The 19,455-nt window shown below is 70.5% G+C and carries 11 protein-coding genes; 6 read left to right on the top strand and 5 right to left on the bottom strand.

The features are described from left to right. The first annotated feature begins 4 nt into the window (after positions 1-4). From WME98_RS49285 to WME98_RS49265, 5 genes are all read left to right on the top strand, one after another. Positions 5-1,243, top strand: a complete 1,239-nt coding sequence (locus WME98_RS49285; RefSeq protein ID WP_437948450.1) for a vWA domain-containing protein — start codon at positions 5-7, stop codon at positions 1,241-1,243. A gap of 359 nt (positions 1,244-1,602) precedes the next feature. Then, positions 1,603-6,684, top strand: a complete 5,082-nt coding sequence (locus WME98_RS49280; protein WP_437948449.1) for an AAA family ATPase — start codon at positions 1,603-1,605, stop codon at positions 6,682-6,684. Positions 6,685-6,857: 173 nt separating this feature from the next. Continuing rightward, positions 6,858-7,898, top strand: coding sequence for a sugar-binding protein (locus tag WME98_RS49275; protein WP_437948448.1), 1,041 nt, complete (start codon positions 6,858-6,860; stop codon positions 7,896-7,898). Between the two features lie 46 nt (positions 7,899-7,944). Continuing rightward, the gene (locus tag WME98_RS49270) at positions 7,945-9,468 is read left to right on the top strand and encodes a sugar ABC transporter ATP-binding protein (protein WP_437948447.1); all 1,524 of its coding nucleotides are present in this window, start codon (positions 7,945-7,947) and stop codon (positions 9,466-9,468) included. Positions 9,469-9,504: 36 nt separating this feature from the next. Beyond that, positions 9,505-10,653, top strand: a complete 1,149-nt coding sequence (locus tag WME98_RS49265) for an ABC transporter permease (RefSeq protein ID WP_437948446.1) — start codon at positions 9,505-9,507, stop codon at positions 10,651-10,653. Between the two features lie 37 nt (positions 10,654-10,690). Here WME98_RS49265 and WME98_RS49260 read toward each other — a convergent pair whose 3' ends face one another. Then, entirely contained in the window at positions 10,691-12,166 is a 1,476-nt protein-coding gene (locus tag WME98_RS49260) for a hypothetical protein (protein WP_437948445.1), read from the bottom strand. Positions 12,167-12,631: 465 nt separating this feature from the next. Between WME98_RS49260 and WME98_RS49255 the strand changes: the two genes are divergently transcribed. Then, positions 12,632-15,205, top strand: coding sequence for a glycoside hydrolase family 15 protein (locus WME98_RS49255; protein WP_437954124.1), 2,574 nt, complete (start codon positions 12,632-12,634; stop codon positions 15,203-15,205). A 27-nt stretch (positions 15,206-15,232) separates the two neighbouring features. Here the strand turns inward: WME98_RS49255 and WME98_RS49250 are convergent, their stop codons facing one another. The 4 genes from WME98_RS49250 to WME98_RS49235 form a co-directional block, all read right to left on the bottom strand. Further along, entirely contained in the window at positions 15,233-16,318 is a 1,086-nt protein-coding gene (locus WME98_RS49250) for an NAD(P)H-dependent flavin oxidoreductase (protein ID WP_437948444.1), read from the bottom strand. 9 nt (positions 16,319-16,327) lie between these two features. Continuing rightward, positions 16,328-16,540 (bottom strand): hypothetical protein, encoded by a 213-nt coding sequence (locus tag WME98_RS49245; protein ID WP_437948443.1) that lies wholly within the window; start codon positions 16,538-16,540, stop codon positions 16,328-16,330. Between the two features lie 417 nt (positions 16,541-16,957). Next, entirely contained in the window at positions 16,958-18,127 is a 1,170-nt protein-coding gene (locus WME98_RS49240) for an ATP-binding protein (RefSeq protein ID WP_437948442.1), read from the bottom strand. Next, entirely contained in the window at positions 18,124-19,404 is a 1,281-nt protein-coding gene (locus WME98_RS49235; protein WP_437948441.1) for a sensor histidine kinase, read from the bottom strand. The genes WME98_RS49240 and WME98_RS49235 overlap by 4 nt, the downstream gene beginning before the upstream one ends. Between the last annotated feature and the right edge of the window lie 51 nt (positions 19,405-19,455).

Genomic DNA, 19,455 nt, shown 5'->3' with positions numbered 1-19,455 from the left:
GGATATGACCGGCAAGATACGCGCGATCTGCGCTCGCTCCTTGTTCTTGACGTCCCTCGGGCTCCTCGGCTGGGCGCTCGCGTCGGGCTGCTCTGGATCGACGCGCGGAACCGGGACGAGCGGCGACGCCTCCGGCAGCGGCGGCGAAGGGGGAATCGCCTCGGGCGGCTCCGGCGGAACGGCCGGAGACTCCTCCCTCGGCGGCGGCTTCTTCGGCGCCGGGTCGGGCGGCGGCGGCCCGGGCGGAGGGGACGGCGGCGAAGATTGCGGCGGCCAGCAGGTCGATGCGGCGCCGCGGGAGGTCCACCTCGTGATCGTGCTCGATCGCTCGGAGAGCATGACCAAGGGCTGGGAGGCGAGCGACCGCTGGACGATGGTGAAGGGCGCCCTCGGCACCGCGCTCGACGCGATCCAGGGCAGGATGTCCGTCGGGCTCCAGCTCTTTCCCACCGACGATCACTGCGGCCTGGATCCGGGCACGGATCTGAGCGTCGCGGTGGCTCCGGGCGCGACCTCGGTCCCCGCCATCAAGGCCCGGCTGGAGGCGACCGCGCCCGGCGGCGCGACGCCGACCGCGGACGCCCTCGAGCGCGCCCTGCGGTACCTCACCGAGGGCGCCGGCAGCGCCCTCGAGGGCGACAGGTACGTGCTCCTGGCGACCGACGGCGGCCCCAACTGCAACCAGGATCCGGCGATGACCTGCCCGGCCACGACCTGCACCACGAACATGGATGGTGACTGTCCGGCGGTCGTCGAGAACTGCTGCTCCGGGGGCGCGGCGGACGCGTGTATGGACGACGCGCGCACCGTGCAGCAGGTGAGCGACCTGCGCGCGGCCGGCATCAAGACCTTCATCGTCGGCATCCCCGGCACGACCGCCTACGCCGATGTGCTGGACGAGCTCGCCGCGGAGGGGGGGACGGCCACGTCGGAGAGCTCGCCCCGCTACTTCGAGGTGGTGGACGCGGCGAGCCTCGGCGAGACGCTGACGAGCATCACCCGCGACCTCGTGAGGAGCTGCGAGCTCGCGCTCGAGACCGAGCCGCCGGACCGCGCGAAGGTCAACGTCATCATCGATGGTGAGGTGCTGCCGAAGGCGGGCGACGACGGCTGGGATTACGACGATTCGACGACCCCACCGACCCTCGTGATCAAGGGCGCGACGTGCGAGCACGTGAAGTCCGCGGGGGTCGAGAGCGTTCGTGTCGAGTTCGGTTGCCCGACCGTCGAAGAGCCGCGCTGACCCTGCGCCGGCCACGCGCCCTCCCCGCGCGCCGCGCCATCGATCCACGGCTATCTTTCAGAGCTCGCCCACAACCCATGACGCATTGCGCTAACGACGCACCGTGCCCGGCGCCGCCGGCGCAGGCGCAGGCGCCAACCGCACGCGAGGGCAAAATCCGTCCTGGTCGAGTCTGACGAGCACAAAGATTGTAATTGTCGATGGTGAGCGAATTAACCCGCCCGGATTCGCTCAAGATCCGCGGACGAGCGATCTAGACAGAATCCGCCCACAGTGCGATTCTGCTAGGCCACCGTCCGTCCCTTCTGCTCGGCGCAAGCGCTCTGCAGACCGGACGGTCCTACGCCTGGCGAGGTGAGATGCTCTCCGCAACCTGTACCGTGAGCCAGCAGATTTACAGCGACTCGAGCTTCGAGGTGTTCGAAGGCACCTGGGGCGATGAGCGCAAGCCTGCTGTCTTCAAGGTCCTGAAGAGCGAGTTCCCGAGCTCGCGCGAGCTCGCGTCGCTCCGGCACGAGTACAACGTCCTCCGCGAGCTCGACGTCGAGGGCGTCGTCAAGGCGTATGGGCTCGAGAAGCACAAGAACGGCCTCGCCCTCGTGCTCGAGAGGCCGAGCAGGACGACGCTCCATGACGTCCTGCGCGCCGGCCGGCTGGAGCTCAAGCCGGCCCTGACGATCGCCCGCTCGGCGGCCCGGGTCCTCGACGAGATCCACCGCCGCAAGGTGATTCACAAGGACGTCAAGCCGCACAACATCCTGGTCGACCCGGACTCGCTCAAGGTCCACTTCGTCGGCTTCGGCATCGCCACGCTCCTCCCGCAGGAGACGCAGCAGGCGGTGAGCCCCGAGGCGCTCGAGGGGACGCTCGCGTACATGTCGCCCGAGCAGACCGGCCGGATGAACCGCGTGATCGACCGCCGCACCGATCTCTACTCGTTCGGCGTGACCCTCTACCAGATGCTCACCGGCGTCCTGCCGTTCAACGAGAGCGATCCGATGGATCTCATCCACGGGCACATCGCGCGCACGCCCGTGCCCCCGCCCGAGCGGGTCCCGGGCGTGCCCGAGGCGGTGTCCCGGATCGTGATGAAGCTCCTCGCCAAGAACGCGGAGGACCGGTATCAGAGCGCCTTCGGCCTGTTCGCCGACCTCGACGCGTGCCTCCGCCAGCTCTCGACCTCCGGCGCGGTGGCGCCGTTCGCGCTCGGCCAGCGCGACATCCCGGACACGCTGCGCATCCCGCAGAAGCTCTACGGCCGCGCCGAGGAGGAGCGCGCGCTGCTCGCCGCCTTCGAGCGCGCCGCCGGCGGGGAGGGGGAGCTCCTGCTCGTGTCGGGGTACTCGGGCATGGGCAAGTCGGCCCTCGTGAACGAGATCCACAAGGCCATCGCCCAGCGAGGCGGCTATTTCACCGCCGGCAAGTTCGACCCGCTGAACCGCGGCGCGCCGTACACCTCCCTCGCGCGGGCCTTGAGGGAGCTCATCCGGCACATCCTCACCGAGCGGCCGGAGCAGCTCGCGCGCTGGAGCACGGAGCTCGCCCGCGCGCTCGGCACGAGCGGCCAGCTCCTCGTCGACCTCATCCCGGAGCTCGAGTGGATCGTCGGCCCGCAGCCCCCGGTCCAGAAGCTCCCGCCGGCGGAGTCGCAGGGCCGCTTTCACGCGATCTTCAAGGCGTTCGTCCGCGCCTTCGCGACCGCCGAGCACCCCCTCGTGCTCTTCCTCGACGACCTTCAGTGGGCCGACCCCGCGTCGCTGAAGCTGCTGGAGGTCCTGGCCACGGATCCGGAGCGCGGCCACCTGCTCGTGATCGGCGCCTACCGCGACAACGAGGTGTACGCGGCGCACCCGCTGCGGGTCGCGCTCGGCGAGATCGAGAAGGCGGGCGCGCCGCCGCGCGAGCTCAAGCTGCGGCCGCTCGCCCTCGCCGACGTGGTCGAGCTGCTCTCGGACGCGCTCTCGGCGGCGCGCGACGAGGTCGAGCCGCTCGCCCGCGTCGTGTTCGACCGGACCCAGAGCAACCCGTTCTTCGTGCGGCAGTTCCTGGCCTCGCTCCACGCCGAGGGCCTGCTCCGCTTCGAGGCGGGCGCGTGGACGTGGCACATCGAGAGCATCCGGCGCCGCACGGTCACCGATAACGTCGTCGAGTTCATGGCGCGCAAGATCGAGGAGCTCGATCCCGAGCTCGTGCGCGTCCTCCGGCTCGCGGCGTGCATCGGGCACGAGTTCGACCTGCGCACGCTCGCGGTCATCAGCGAGCGGCCGCCGCACGAGACCGTGGCCGCGCTGTGGAAGATCCTGCAAGAGGGCCTGATCGCGCCCGTCGACGCCGATTATCGCCTCGCCCACGCGACCGACGGCGACGCGCGGGCCGGCGTCGACTGGCGCGTCACCTACCGCTTCTTGCACGATCGCGTCCAGCAGGCGGCCTACTCGCTCATCGGCGAGGATCGAAAGAGGGAGGTCCACCTCAGGATCGGGCGGCTCATGCTCGCGAGCATGGAGGGCGCCGCGCGGGAGGAGGCGCTCTTCGACATCGTGAACCATTTCAACATCGCGGCGCCGATCGTCTCCTCGCCCGCGGAGCAGGCCACGGCCGCCGAGCTGAACCTCGCCGCCGGCAGGCGGGCCAAGGCGGGCACCGCCTACGAGGCCGCGGCCGGCTATCTCCGCGCGGGCATGGCGTTTCTGCCCCGCGGCGGCTTCGACGACAGCTACGAGCTCGCCCTCGCGCTCCACCGGGAGCGCGCCGAGGTCGAGTCGCTGTGCGGCGCGTTCGAGGAGGCCGAGCGGCTGTGCGCCGCGGCGCTCGAGCGCGCCCGGACGGCGATGGACAAGGTCTCGATCCACCTCGTCCAGGCGAATCAATACCTGCTCCAGTGGCGCAACCACGAGGCGACCCTGGTCCAGAAGGCCGGCCTCCGGCTGCTCGGGTGCCCGATCCCCGAGGACCGGGGGGAGGTCGCCGCGCTGCTCGAGCAGGAGCTCGAGGCGGTGCCGGTCCTGCTCGCGGGGCGGAGCATCGAGGAGCTCGCCCACGCCCCGAGGACGACGCGCCCCGAGCTCCCGGTGACGCTGGAGCTCCTCGTCAACCTGTTCTTCGGGGCCTACAACTCGAGCGATCAGACGCTCGCGAACCTCGCCATCGTGAAGATGGTGACGCTCTCGCTGCAGCACGGGAACAGCGACATGTCCGCCTTCGGATACGTCGCGTACGGCATGGTGGTGGGCCCGCTGCTCGGCGAGTACGAGACGGCCTATCGGTTCGGCAGGATGGCCATCGAGCTCGCGGAACAGCTCGACAACCTCGTGCTCCGGGCCAAGACCTACCACATCTTCTCCGCGGACGTGCACAGCTGGACGCAGCCCCTGCGGAGGGCGGATCCTTATTACGACCGCGTCTACGATCTCGGGCTCCAGGCCGGCGACTGGACGGCCATGGGCTACATGATCAGCCAGAGCGGCTCGGACCGGCTCACCTACGGGATGTCCCTCGCGGAGCTCTCCCAGCTCACCGAGGTGCACCTCGCGTTCCTGCGGCGCGCCCGGAGCCACGACATCATCGATATCCTGCTCGCGGGCGTGATCCAGCCCATGAAATGCCTGCAAGGGCTCACCAAGAGCCGGCTCAGCTTCGATGACGGCGCGTTCGACGAGGCGTCCTACACGGCGAAGCACGGCGGCTCTCCCTACCACATGGGGTGGCTGTATTACGCCAAGATCCGGAACGCGTACCTGTTCGGCGACCGGGCGAGCTATCCCGATCTGATGCCGAAGCTCGCCGTGATCGAGGGCGCGCTGCCCACGCACGCGAAGGTGCCCGAGGCGACGTTCTATGCGGGGCTCATGCGGATCGCCGCGCTGGAGGGCGCGGAGGGCGAAGGGCGGCGGGAGCACGAGGAGCAGCTCGGGCGGCTCCTTGGGCGGATGAAGCGCTGGGCGGACGCCGGGCCGGACAACGTACGTCACAAACACCTGCTCTTGCTCGCCGAGCAGGCCCGCGTCGAGGGGCGCCGCGCCGAGGCCATGGACCTCTACGAGCAGGGCATCGAGGCCGCGCGGCAGGCCGACTACATCAACAACCAGGCGCTCGGGAACGAGCTCTACGGCAGGTTTTGGCTCGCCCAGGGCAGGGCCGAGTTCGCCGGCATCTACCTGCGCAGGGCCGTTTACCTGTACGAGCGCTGGGGGGCGAGCGCGAAGGTCCAGGCGCTGCGCGAGGAGCTCGCGCCGGCCGCCTCGTCGGCCGCGGACGGGGCCGTCGCGCTCTCGCCGACGAGCACCGCGCTGCCGGGGCTCGTCGCGGGGGAGAGCTTCGACCTCGCCACGGTGCTGAGGACCGCTCAGGCCATCTCGAGCGAGATCGTGCTGGACAAGGTGCTCGATCAGGTGCTGCGCAGCGTGATCAGGAGCGCCGGGGCGAGCCGTGGGTTCTTGATCCTCTCGCGCGGCGAGGTGCTCACGGTCGAGGCGATGATCTCGCTCGACCCCGACACGGTGAGCCTCGGGCTCGCGATGCCCCTGGAGACGCGCCTCGATCTGGCCCGCGCGGTCGTGCACTACGTGGCGCGCTCGCGGGAGGCGCTCGTGATCGGCCGGGCGGAGGACGACCCGCGCCTCGCCGGCGATCCGCACGTGATCGCGCGCCGGCCGAAATCGATCCTCGGCTTACCGCTGCTGCACCAGGGCCGGCTGAGCGGCGTCCTGTACCTCGAGAACCACCTCGCCGAGCACGCGTTCACCGCCGACCGCATCGAGCTCTTGCGGCTGCTCTCCTCGCAGGCGGCGGTGGCGGTCGAGAACGCGCTGCTCTACGCGGACCTGGAGGCCGTGAGCGCCGAGCTCCGGGCGGCCAACGAGCGCCTGGAGCGGGAGGTCGAGGAGCGCACGGAGGAGCTCTCGCAGGCGAACGAGCGCCTCTCGGCGCAGAGCGAGGAGCTCCGGGACGCCAACCTGCGCCTCCTCCACGAGCTCGGTGAGCGCGAGCGCGCCGAGGAGGCGAGGGCCCAGCTGCAAGAAGAGGTGATCCGGTTCCAGCGGGAGAAGATCTCCGAGCTGTCGACGCCGCTCGTGCCGATCACGAACGACGTCATGGTCATGCCGCTCATCGGCACGCTGGACGAGGAGCGCGCCGCGGACGTGCTTCAGACCCTGCTCGACGGCGCGACGCGGAGCGGCGCCCGCGTGGTCATCATCGATGTCACGGGGATCAAGGGGGTCGATCACCGCGTGGCGAACGCGCTCATCAATGCGGTGAACGCCCTCCGGCTGCTCGGGACCCAGGCCGTGCTGACCGGCATCCGCGGCGAGGTCGCGCAGGCGCTCATCCGGCTCGACATCGACATGTCGCGCCTCGCGATCCGCGGCACCCTGCAGAGCGGCATCGCCTACGCCATCGGCCGATCCGGCGCCCCGAGGGTGTCGCGAACGCGCGCCTAGGGACGGCCCGGAGGTCCGTTCGTCGAATCGTGTAGACACGTCCGGAGCGGATGGCGCATCATGAGGTCGCCAGTCCGCCAGGGGGTGCCTGCTTCATCGTGTGCCGTGCGGCGACACGAGGCGTCGGGATCCGCCGAGTCGGGCGGCTCCGCGCGGGTGGAGGGGTGAGGCGCATGAAAAAGAGCATCGGACGGTTCATCGTCGGGGTCTGCGTGGCGGCGGCGCTCGCGGCCCTGGGCTGCGACAACAGCGGCGCCGGCAGCGGGCCTGGCGCGCCGGCAGAGCGCGCGAAGCCGAAGCTCGCGTACATCACGAACGGGGTCGCCCCGTTCTGGACCATCGCCGAGAAGGGCGTCATCGACGGCGCGAAGGAGGTTGACGCCGAGGTGAGCGTCGTGATGCCGAGCGACGTGAACGACCAGATGCAGCGGGTCGAGGACCTCCTGATCCGCGGCGTCGACGGCATCGCGATCAGCCCGATCGACGCGGAGAACCAGGTCCCGCTGCTCAACAAGGCGGCGGCCAAGACCAAGCTCATCACGCAGGACTCGGACGCGCCGAAGAGCGACCGGATCGTGTACATCGGGATCGACAACTACGTCGCTGGCCGGATGGCGGGGCAGCTCGTGAAGGAGGCGATCCCCGGCGGCGGCAAGGTGGCCATCCTCGTCGGCCGGCTCGAGGGCGACAACGCCCGCAAGCGCCGCCAGGGCGTGCTCGACGAGCTGCTCGATCGGAAGGACACGAGCGGCGGGAACGACCCGCTGAACCAGGAGCTGAAGGGCGAGAAGTACACGATCATCGCGACCCTGACGGACCAGATCGACGCCGCCAAGGCGAAGAGCAACGCCGAAGACATGATGTCGGCGCACCCGGACCTCGTGGGCCTCATCGGCCTGAACGCGTACCACACGCCGGCCCTGCTCGAGGCGGTCAAGCAGGCCGGGAAGATGGCCTCGATCCAAGTCGTCGGCTTCGACGAGCAGGACGCGACGCTGCGCGCGATCCAGGACGGCGAGGTGGTCGGCACCGTGGTGCAGAATCCATACATGTACGGCAAGGAGTCGGTGCGGGTGCTCGCGGCGCTCGTGCGGGGCGACACCTCGGTCGTGCCCCCGGGCGAGTTCATCTCCCTGCCGGCCCGGCAGATCCGCAAGACCAACCTGCCCGAGTTCTGGGCGGATCTGAAGCAGAAGGCGGGAAAGGCCGAGTGAGCCCCGGCGGGCCGCGCGGCGCCGCCTGACCAACCCCCTGACGCGAATGACAGCCTCCTCGCCCGACCCGGACAGGGCGCCGCTGCTCGAGGCGCGCGGCCTGACCAAGCGCTTTCCCGGCGTGCTCGCGCTCCACGACGTCCACCTCGCGCTCGGCCGCGGCGAGGTGCTCGGCATCGTCGGCGAGAACGGCGCCGGCAAGAGCACCCTCATGAAGATCCTCGCGGGCGTCGAGGCGCCCGACGCCGGCGAGATGCGCCTCGACGGGCGGCCGGTCGCGCTCGGCTCGGTGCGAGAGGCGCTCTCCCGCGGGATCGCGCTCATCCACCAGGAGCTCAACCTGGCGGAGAACCTCGATATCGCCGCCAACATCTTCCTCGGCCGGGAGCCGCGGCGGGGCGGCTTCATCGACGAGCGCAGGATGGAGCGGGACGCGCGGGCGATCATGGCGCGGGTCGGCCTCGCCTGCTCGCCGCGCGCGCTCGTCGGCGGCCTGTCCCTCGGGCAGCGTCACCTCGTGGAGATCGCCAAGGCGCTCTCCGCGAACGCCCGGGTGCTCATCATGGATGAGCCGACGTCGTGCCTGTGCCCGCCCGAGGCCGAGGCGCTGTTCGACGTGGTGCGGGAGCTCCGCGCGGGCGGCATCGGCGTCGTGTACATCTCTCACCGCCTCGGCGAGGTGACGGCGCTGTGCGATCGCGTCCTCGTGCTGCGCGACGGCGAGAACGCGGGCGAGCTGCTGCGCGATGAGATGAGCCACGATCGCATCGTGCGGCTGATGGTGGGCCGCGATCTCTCCCAGTTCTATCCGCACGTCCCGCACCCGCCGGGCGAGCCGGTGCTCGAGGTCTCGGGCCTCCGGACGCCGCGGCACCCCGAGCACGCGCTCTCCTTCACGGTGCGCGCCGGCGAGATCGTCGGCGTGGCGGGGCTGCTCGGCGCGGGGCGCACGTCGCTGCTGCGGACGCTGTTCGGCGTCACGCCGGCGGCCGGGGGCGCCGTCCGCGTGGCCGGGCGGGCGTTCACCCCGCGCACCCCGCGCGACGCCATCGCCGCCGGCATGGGCCTGGTCCCGGAGGACCGCCAGCAACAGGGCATCATCCTGGAGATGGCGATCCGGGCGAACGTGAGCCTGCCGAGCCTCGGCGCGGCGCAGCGCTACGGCGTCCTCGATCGCGCGGGCGAGCGCCGGATGTCGGCGCAGATCGTCCGCGAGCTCGGCGTGCGGACGCCGACCGACGTGCAGCCGGCGCAGCACCTCTCCGGCGGCAACCAGCAGAAGGTGGTCATCGGAAAGTGGCTGTCGATGTCGCCGCGCGTGCTCCTGCTCGACGAGCCGACCCGCGGCATTGACGTCGGCGCAAAGCACGAGATATACCAGCTGATGGAGCGATTGGCCGCGAGCGGCATGGCCACCTTGTTCGTCTCCAGCGACATGGAAGAGGTGATGGGCATGTCGGATCGTGCGCTGGTGATGCACGAGGGGCGCATCGCCGGGGAGCTCGGCCGCGCCGAGCTCCGCGAGGAGGCGATCATGCAGCTCGCGACCGGCAGCGACGCCGCGGCGTGACCCGGAGCCATTGGGCGGGATCGAGGCCAGAGGAGCATGCCTGTGACGACGACTCGTGATCTCCTGACGCGCGCGCGCGACAACGCGCCTGCCGCGCCCGCGCCGCTCGCGACGAGCACGCGGCGGAAGGTGCTCGGCGTCTTCTGGCTGCTCGTCGCCGTGTCGCTCGGGACCGCGCTCCTGAACGGCAGGTTCCTCCTGGCCGACAACCTCGAGAACCTGATCCGGCGGACCGCGCTGTTCGGCATCCTCAGCATCGGCGCCGGCTTCGTGATCATCACGGGCGGCATCGACCTGTCGATCGGCTCGGTCGTGGCGCTCGCCGGCTGCATGCTGCCGTGGCTCCTCGCGGTGGAGCGCTGGTCGCCCGCGCTGGCGGTGCCGCTCTTGCTCGGCATCTCGCTGTGCATCGGGCTCGCGCACGGGCTGCTCATCACGAAGCTCCGGCTCCAGCCGTTCGTGGTGACGCTCTGCGGGCTCCTGCTCTACCGGGGCACCGCGCGCGGGATCTCGGGCGATCAGACGCAGGGGTTCGGCGTCGGGTTCGAGTCGCTGCGGTACCTGTCGGTCGGCAGCCCGTTCGCCATCCCGGTGCCGTTCCTCTCGTGGATCTCGGAGGGCCGCTTCAGCCCCTACGCGGTGAACCCGTTCACGGGCGCGAGGACGCGCCTCGATCCGATCACGTGGATCGACATCCCGATGCCGTTCCTCCTGTTCCTCGGGATCGCGGTCGCGGCGTCGATCTTCCTGAACCGCACCATCTACGGCCGTTATCTGATGGCGCTCGGCCGCAACGAGCAGGCCGCCCGCTACAGCGGTGTCGACACCGACAGGATGACGATCCTCGCCTATGTCCTCTGCTCGGTGCTCTCCTGCTTCGGGGGCATGCTGTTCGCGCTGGAGGTCAACTCGGCCCAGCCGGTCGATTTCGGCAACTTCTACGAGCTCTACGCCATCGCCGCGGCCGTGCTGGGCGGCTTCAGCCTGCGCGGCGGCGAGGGGGCGGTGATGGGCGTGATCCTCGGCACGGCGCTGATGCAGGTGCTGCGCAACTCGATCAACATGCTGGGGGTCCCGACCCAGATCGAGTTCGCGGTCATCGGCGCCGTCATCCTGATCGGCGTCATCGCGGACGAGCTGGCCAAGCGCTACGCGGCGGCGCGGCGCAAGGTGGTTGGCTCGTGAGCTCGTAGGCCGGCGAGCCGCCGGCGCGGCCATCCGATCACGGCGCTTCGATGTCGAACTTCGTCACGAAGTCGCCGCGACCGAGCTGAGGTCCGCTCTCCAGCTCGACGTCGTCCCACGTTCTCCCTAGCACGGCGACATGCCCTTCGGGATCGATGGCGAGCCGATGGAGCATCTGAAGGCTACCCACGACTGTCCTGCTCTGCGAGATAGATCCATCCGCAGAGAGCTGCACGACGAAGCCGGCGCCATCGTCAGCGTCCGCGGTGAGCACCCTGCCGTCGACCTCCATCGTCCCGCCGAACATGCCCGCAATGAAGGCCCGTCCATCAGGACCGATCCCGAGGCTCTCCGCTCCTGAAAGCTTGCTGCTGCCGAGGAGCCGGCTGAGCTGGTGGGCGCCCTCGGCATCGAACTTGGCCACGTACGCGCTGCGCCGACATTCGACGGTCTCCAGCAGGCCGCCGCCCAGATCGATGCCGCACTCCGTCGAGCCTGCGATGAGCGCGGCGCCGCTCGGGTCGATCGCCAACCCTCGGCTGATGGTGCCGTTGTTGGTGGCTTCCCATCGTTTGCTCCAGCGGTGGCTTCCCGACGCGTCGAGCCGTACGAGGAACAGCCCGGAAGCGAGTCGATCGTCCGGTCCGAGCGGACCTCCTCCAAAGTCGACGGAGCCGCCTTGACCTCCCGTGATGATCACCTCTCCAGAAGAGTCAACACCGAGCCCACGAACGTTGACGGTGCCCACGAACTGCTTGCTCCACACGTGCTGCCCCGCGGCGTTCAGCTTGGCCACGAAGGCGGGCCGCTGGCCGTCGCTCGTGTTCGTCAACGACGCTCCACCGAAGTCGATGGTCCCCTCGAGATCTCCCGCGAGCACCACGTCATCGGTCGTCGGATCGACGGCCATGTAGAGGAAGAGCGGTTTCATCCCGGATGCGCCGTCGAGCCGCTTGCTCCAGATGTGATTGCCGGCGCCATCGAGCTTCGCCACGAAGAGGGATCTGCCTCCGGTGAGCGTCGCGCCGCCGAGGTCCATCGCGCCGGCGAATGTTCCTCCGAGGAGCATGTTGCACCGGGAATCGAACGCGATGCTGTCGCCGCGCTGGTCGCTCCGGTTGCCGAAGACCTTGCTGAAAACGTGGTTCCCCGCGGCATCGAGCTTCGCCACGACGACATCCATGCCCCCTCCGGGCTGGAGCACGCCGCCGCCGAGATCGATACGCTGTTGCGCTATCCCCGTCATGCCGAGGTTGCCAGAGCGGTCGAATGCGATGGAGTTCAGCTCCAGGGTCCAGATGCCCTTGTCGAAAGGCCGAGCCTCGACCGGCGGACGGCACGAGCCCACTGGGAGCTCCGCGCCGCCGCCGTCGCCATCGCTCCCGCCGCCGCGCCCCCCTCCGCCCGCGGCGAGCGGGGCGGCGCCGCCACCGCCGCTCGGGTCCACGGTCGTCTCGGCGCACGCGCCCAGCCCCAGCACGGCCGCCCCGAGCCCACACCACGCCTTTCGCATCGCCCATGCTCCTTGCGTCGATCCACGTCGCCGGCTCCGACCCCGGGACGGTACGGGACGCGCCTCGCCGCGTCGACACGATGCGTAATGCGCATCGCCGCGGTCCTCGCGTGGAGCCCGGCATGGCGGCGCGCGAGGGCGCGTTGTTCGCGTGCTAAGCTGAAAAATTGCCGGCGTTCCACGCGGCGCAGGAGCGAGCAGAGCGCAGGGGGCCGCTGTCGCGGATCGCCTGCACCACGTGGAAACATCAATCAAGTCGCTGGCTTACGGCAGCCGTGGAGAGCCCTCACGCGGCGGCTGCCCGGGTGGAAAGGGGATGGCGTGATGCGGAACCGGATTTCTTGTGGTGCTACAATTTTGCATCTGGCACTGGCGCTCGCGGGCTGTGCGGTCGGCGCGGACGAGGCCTCGTTCGAGGCGTCGGCCGTCCCGTTCGAACACGGCGGCGAGGCGCCGGCGAGCGATCTGAGAGCCGCCGGCGGCGGCCTCAGCGCCGCCGGCGCAGGGGCAGCGTCGGTGTGGGGGCCTGCCGAGAAGTCGTTCCTCGGCACGTCGACGACCTCGGCCTCGCGGGTCTACTTCACCGGGTACCGGGGCATCGTGTCCGAGGTGTTCTATCCGGTGCTCGACACGGTCAACACCGTCGACCTGCAGTTCATGGTGGGCGATACGGCGAAGACCTTCGTCGACGAGGAGAAGCAGCAGAGCTACACCGTCACCCAGCCGGACAAGCGCTCCATGCGGTGGCAGGCGGTGACCAGCAACGTCGCCCACAACTGGCGGATCACCAAGAGCATCTTCACCGATCCGGGGCGCAACGCGCTCATCCAGCGCGTCCAGTTCGACGCGCTGAACGGCAGGAACGTCACCCAGTTCAACCTCTACCTGCTCCACAACCCGGCCATGGACAACTCCGGGGGCAGCGACACGTCGAAGACCGTGGCGGCGGGCGGGCGCACGATGCTCGTCGCCTCGGAGAACAGCCGCTTCTCGGCGCTCGCCACCTCGCAACCGTGGAAGACGCAGACGAGCGGCGGCCTGCCGATGGTGTCGAGCGGCTTCGTCGGCGCGACCGACGGCTGGACCGACCTGCTCGGCGGCAGCTCGGACAAGACGATGAGCTGGCGCAACGACCTCGCGAGCGGCGGCAACGTGGCGCAGATGGGCTGGGTCGATCTCGGCGCGAGCGCGGTCACCAGCGTCTCGTTCGACGTGGTGCTCGCCTTCGGCGCCACCGAGGCGGAGGCGACGACCACCGCGAACGCGACGCTCGGCAGCAACCTGACCACCCTGCGAACCACCTACGACAGCGGGTGGAACGGCTACGCGAGCGGGCTCAACAGCCAGGGCGGCACCGCCGACGACCAGTATTACCTCGCGGCGATGTCGCTGAAGACGATCCAGGACAAGTCGAACGGCGCCATGATCGCCGGCATGGGCACGCCGTGGGGCGAGACCAACGGCGACGCCAACAACGGCGGCTATCACCTGGTCTGGCCGCGCGATCTGTTCAAGTTCGCCAGCGCGCTGGTGACGGCCGGGGACACGGCGACCGCGACCTCGGTGGTCAATTACCTGTTCAACACGCTCCAGCAGTCGAGCGACTGCGGGGACGGCGAGTACAACGCGCCGAGCTGCCCGCAGGGCTACAGCCGCGTCGGCCGCTTCCCGCAGAACGCCTGGGTCAGCGGGTGGCAGTACTGGCAGGGCACGCAGATGGATGAGCAGGCGATGCCGATCATCCTCGCCTGGCGCCTCGGCCCGTCGGTGTACAACCCGCTGTGGCCGAAGATCAAGTTGACGGCCGACTACATCGTCAACACCGGCCCCTGGACGCAGCAGGAGCGCTGGGAGGAGAACTCCGGGTACTCGCCGTCGACGATCGCCGCCGAGATCGCCGGCCTCGTCTGCGCCGCCGCGATCGCGCGCGACAACGGCGACACGACGAGCGCGGCCCGCTACATGGCCGCCGCCGACTTCTGGCAGCAGAACGTCGACCGCTGGACGTTCACGACCACCGGGTTTCACGACGTGAACGGCCAGCACAGCTATCATGTTCGCATCAACCCGTCGCTGCCGGGCAACACCGGAACAGGGCCGCAGCGGTATAACCCCGTGGCCGGGCCGGACGCGGCGATCCCCGTCACGATCGGCAACGGCGGCGGTACGCACGACCAGCGCTACATCGTCGACGGCGGGTTCCTCGAGCTCGTGAGGATGGGGGTGAAGCGCCCGGACGATGCGTCGATCGTCGCGACGATGAAGATCTACGACAAGGTCCTGAAGCGGAACATCCCCGGCAAGGGCGACGCCTGGTTCCGCTACAACTACGACGCGTACGGTGAGGAGAACGGCGGCGGCAACTTCGACGGCGACGGCGGCCGGGGCCGGCTGTGGCCCATCTTCACGGCCGAGCGCGGCATGTATGAGATCGCCCTCTCGGGCCTCGGCAGCCAGGGCAGCACCTACCTCGCCGCGGTGAAGGCGTTCTCGACGCCGCAGGGCTTCATCCCGGAGCAGGTGTGGAGCGAGACGACGAACGTCACCGGCTGGATCGTCGAGAAGCCGTCGAACGCCACGGCGGGCACCCCGACGAGGTCGATGAGCCCGCTGAACTGGGCCATGGGCGAGTACATCAGCCTGCTGGCGTCGATCCGCGCGGGGAAGGTCGTCGACATCCCGTCGGTGGTCTGCAGCCGCTACAACGCCTGCGTCGTGCCGCCCGCGTCCGGCCAGGCCAGCGTCGTGTTCAACGTGACCGCGAGCACCGTGGTCGGCCAGCACGTGTACGTCACCGGCAACACGCCGGCGCTCGGCAGCTGGAATACCGCTCTCGCCATTCCGGTCGATCCGCGCAGCTACCCGGTGTGGACGAACCGCGTCAACCTGCCGGTCAGCAGCGTCGTGCAGTACAAGTACTTCCGCACGAACTTCGATGGCTCCGTCACCTGGGAGAACCTGCCCGGCGGGGGCAATCGCACGCTGAACACCCCGGCGTCCGGCGGGACGCTCACGCGAAACGACACCGTGAGCTGGTAAGGCCAGGGCGGCGCGGGCGAACCCCCGTCAGGGCTGCATGAGCCCGCGGATCACCTGCTCGGCCTGCTCGACGAGCGCCGCCACGAGCTCGGCCGCCGGCCGCGGCCTGGCGAGGGCGGCGCTCTGCCCGGCCCAGAGCGACAGGTAGTCCTCGCGCCCCGCCGCCGCCGCGGCCCGGCGGATCGGCTGCGTGAGCCAGTTCTGGACCGGATACTCCGGGATCTCGTGCTCGTGCGGCGTCAGGGCCTCGACGAACGCGTTGGGGATGCCCCGCGCCGTGCGGCCGGAGAACACGCGGGTGAGCACGGTCGTGCGCGCGCGCGGCGAGGCCAGCGCGCCGCGGTGGCCGGCGCTCGCCCCCGACTCCTCGCAGGCGAGGAACGCCGTCCCGATCTGCACCCCGCTGGCGCCGAGCGCGAGCGCCGCCGCGACGCCGCGGCCGTCGGCGATGCCGCCCGCGGCGACCACCGGGGCCCGCACCGCGTCCACCACCTGCGGGACGAGCGACAGCGTGCCGACCAGCGACTCCCGCACGGGCCGCAGGAACGCGCCCCGATGTCCGCCCGCGTCGCTGCCCGAGGCGACGATGATGTCGACCCCGGCCTGGTCGAGCGCGACCGCCTCGTCGACCGTGGTGGCGGTGCCGATGACGGCGATCCCGCGCGCCTTCGCGCCCTCGATGACCGGGGCGGGCGGGACCCCCATGACGAAGCTCAGGGCTTGCGGCCTCGCCTCGAGCGCGGCCTCGACCTGCTCCTCGAAGCGCGGGGCGAACGCGCTGGGCACCTCGGGGTCGGGCAGGTCGAGCTGCCGCAGCATGGGGCGCAGGCGCGCCACGTGCCGCTCGAGCTCCGCCGCGTTGATGGTGGTGGGCTCGCCGGGCTGGGGCACCCAGAGGTTGACCGCGAACGGGTGCGGCGTGAGCCGCCGGAGCTCGGGGATGAGGTCGCCGATCTGCGATGGCGTCAGGGCGTGCGCCCCGAAGGAGCCGAGCCCGCCGGCGTTCGAGACGGCGGCCGCGAGGGCGGTGGTGGACAGGCCGCCCCCGAAGGGGCCCTGGATGATCGGGAGACGGAGGCCGAGCTGTCGGGTGAGGCGGGTATCGGTCCACATGGCAGGGCTCTAGGTGGGGCAGAGGGTCGAGACGTCGATCGGGCACTCCAGCGTGCGGAGCCACGCGTCGGCGAGCGCGTCGACCGCGACGGCGCCGGCGCTGTCCGTCGCTGCCTTGGTGACGTCGATGAGGTCCTGCGTCCGCGCGGCGGTCCCCACGTTCGCCCTGTAGAAGTCCCCGAGGGCCTGGTCAAGCGCGCCGACGCCGATCGCGTCGGCCACCTCGCGGAAGAAGAACGCGCCTTCATGTAGGGCACGGACGACCAGAGCGGGTCGGTCAGGATATCGATCTCGTTGCAGGTGTCCGGCAGCGCGATGGTGTTCTTGGCGTCCGCGGGGTCGCAGACGCCTTTGAGATCGCACTCGTACGACGGCCAGAGCGGCCGCCTGAGCCGCCCGAGCCGCCGTCGCCACCCGAGCCGCCGTCGCCGCCCGCCGTGCTCGAGCTGCTGGCCGCGCCAGCGCCGCCATCACCGCCGCTGCCTGCGCCTTCGTCGTCGCCGCAGGCTGCCGCCGCCGCGAGGGGCGCCGAGGTCACGATCGATAACCAGAGGGGAGTGCGCCGCATGCCTTCGCTCCTGGAGCAGGAGCGCGCATGCTAGGCGACCGCGAATCGCGCTCGAAGAAAGCTGCGTCGTTTCAGCTGCTCCTCTCGACGGCCAGCGGTAGCGTGAAGAACACCCGCGTTCCCCGGCCGAGCTCGCTCTCCACGCGGATCGCGCCGCCGTGGCGCTCGACGAGGTTCTTGCAGATCGAGAGGCCGAGCCCCGTGCTCTTCTCGCCGCCCGTCGTCCGGGTGCTCGCCCTCCGGAACTTGCAGAACAGGCCGCTGATCTCCTCCGGGCGGATGCCGAGGCCCTGATCTTCGATCACCACCTCGACCGCCTGGCCGAGCCGCCGCGCGCGCACCGTCACCGTCGTGCCCGGATGAGAGAACTTGAAGGCGTTGCTGAGCAGGTTGCTCAAGACCTGCTCGATCCGCTCGACGTCGCAGCGGACGGGCGGGAGATCGGCGGGCGCGTCGATGGCCAGGGCGATCTGCTTGCGGCGGGCGCCGTGCTCGTTCAGCGATATCGCCGCCGCGATCAGGCCGCGCAGGTCGGCGTCCTGCAGGCGAAGCGCGATGCTCCCGTGCTCGAGCGTCGTGATGTCGAGCAGATCCTCGAGCAGCTGCAGCGCGAACTCGGCGTTGGCCTGGATCTTCAAGAGGTGGCGGCGCGCGTCCTCGCGCCCGGCGGAGGCGCCCCCGAGCTGCATCGCCGAGAACCACTGGATCGCCGCGATCGGATTGCGCAGATCGTGCGCGGCGATGCCAACGAGCTCATGGCTCCGCTGGCTCTGCTCGGCGAGCCGCTCGTTCTCCCTGCGGAGCGTCTCGGCGCTCGCCTCCAGGCGATCGAGGCGCCGATTGCGGTCGCAGAGCCGATCGTGCTGGGCGAACGCGTCCCGCACGACGGCGGCGAGCGCCGGCGGATCCCACGGCTTGGCGATGAACCGGTACACGCCGCCGTCGTTGATGGCCTGGATCGCCGCGTTCGTGTCCGCATAGGCCGTCATGAGGAGCCGGACGGTCTCCGGAAACTCGGCCTTGACCGCCGCGTAGAATTCCGTGCCCGTCATGCCCGGCATCCGCTGATCGCTGAGGACGACGGGGATGGCCCGCGCACGCAGGAGCGCATGGCCCTCTTCGGCGCTCTCCGCGGTGAGGACCTCGTAGTCGCGCCGGAGCTCGCGGCGGAGCGCCTTCAGGGTCTCGCGCTCGTCGTCCACGATGAGCAGGGCGCGGCGCTCGCCGGGCGTGCTCGTCATCGATCGAGCTCCTTCGGCAGCGTGATCGTGAAGGTGCTCCCGGCCCCCGGGGTCGAGCGGACCGCGAGCGTGCCCCCGTGCTGATCCACGACGATCTTGTGCGAGATCGTGAGGCCGAGCCCCGTGCCCTGGCCGACGGGCTTGGTCGTGAAGAACGGATCGAAGATCCTGCCGAGGACGTCATCGGTCATCCCGGCGCCGTTGTCCTCGAACTCGAGGGCGACCTGGCGCCCCTCGTCCCGCGCGCGGATCGCGATGCGGCCGTTCCCCGGGCCGCGGCACTCGACCGCCTGGGCCGCGTTGATGAGCAGGTTCAGGAACACCTGGCTGAGCTCCGCCGGCTTGCACCGCACCTTCGGCAGGTCGTCCCACGCCACCGTCACCTGGACGCCGCCGCTCCGCAGCGCTGGGCCCGCGATCGCGAGGGTGCTCTCCAGGCTCTCCCGCAGGTCGGAGCGCTCCACCTCCGCCTGGTCGAGCCGCGCGAAGGTCCTGAGATCCTCGACGATCTTCTGCACGCGCGCGAGGCCGCCGAGGGTGCCTTTCACGAGATCGCCCGCGTCCTCGCGGAGAAACTCGAGGTCGGCGTCCTCGCGGAGCGCCGCGGCGACGCCCGCCACGTCGCCCGGGCGCTCGCCGAGCGCGGCCGCCTCGAGCGCCTCGTAGGCGGCGAACAGCCGCACGAGCGACGCTCCCAGGGTGTGCACGTTGCTGCGGACGAAGGCGAGGGGGTTGTTGATCTCGTGGGCCACGCCGGCGGCGAGCTTGCCGAGGGCGTTCATCTTCTCCGAGTGGACGAGCATCGATTGCGTGGCGCGCAGCTGCCCGAGCGACCTCTCGAGCGCCTTCTGCTCGGACACGAGCCGCCGCTGGAGGCTCGTGATCCTCGAGTTGAGCGCGGACACCTCGGCGACCACGCGCTCGAGCTCGACGACGTCGAACTCGGCGAGGATCAGCAGCGCATCGTCGATCCGCCACACCTCGCCGCGGACGCTGTGCGCGATCGAGCGGAGATCCCCGAAGTGCAGGATGCCGCGGTGGACCGGCGCGTCGTCGCCGCGCGCCGCCCCGGCGAGCTGCGGAATGCTCGGGCTGACGAGGCGGGCCGGCTCATCCGCGCGCCCGAGCAGCCGGCGCATGCCGCGGTTCGCGAGCCGGGGCGCGCCGTCCGGCGCGAACACGCCCACCGCGAGCGCGGTGGAGTCCATGAGGAACGAGCCGGCGAGCTCTGCGACCCTGCCGTCGAGCTGCCCTGTCACCGGCAGGGCCAATCCCATCTCTTCTTCGTCATCTCCTGTGCTTCGCGGCTCGCGCGGTGCCATCGGACT

It is taken from the genome of Sorangium sp. So ce296 (genome assembly GCF_051529605.1).
Taxonomy (GTDB): domain Bacteria; phylum Myxococcota_A; class Polyangia; order Polyangiales; family Polyangiaceae; genus Sorangium; species Sorangium cellulosum_D.
This window is presented reverse-complemented; position numbering and strand designations above follow the sequence as displayed.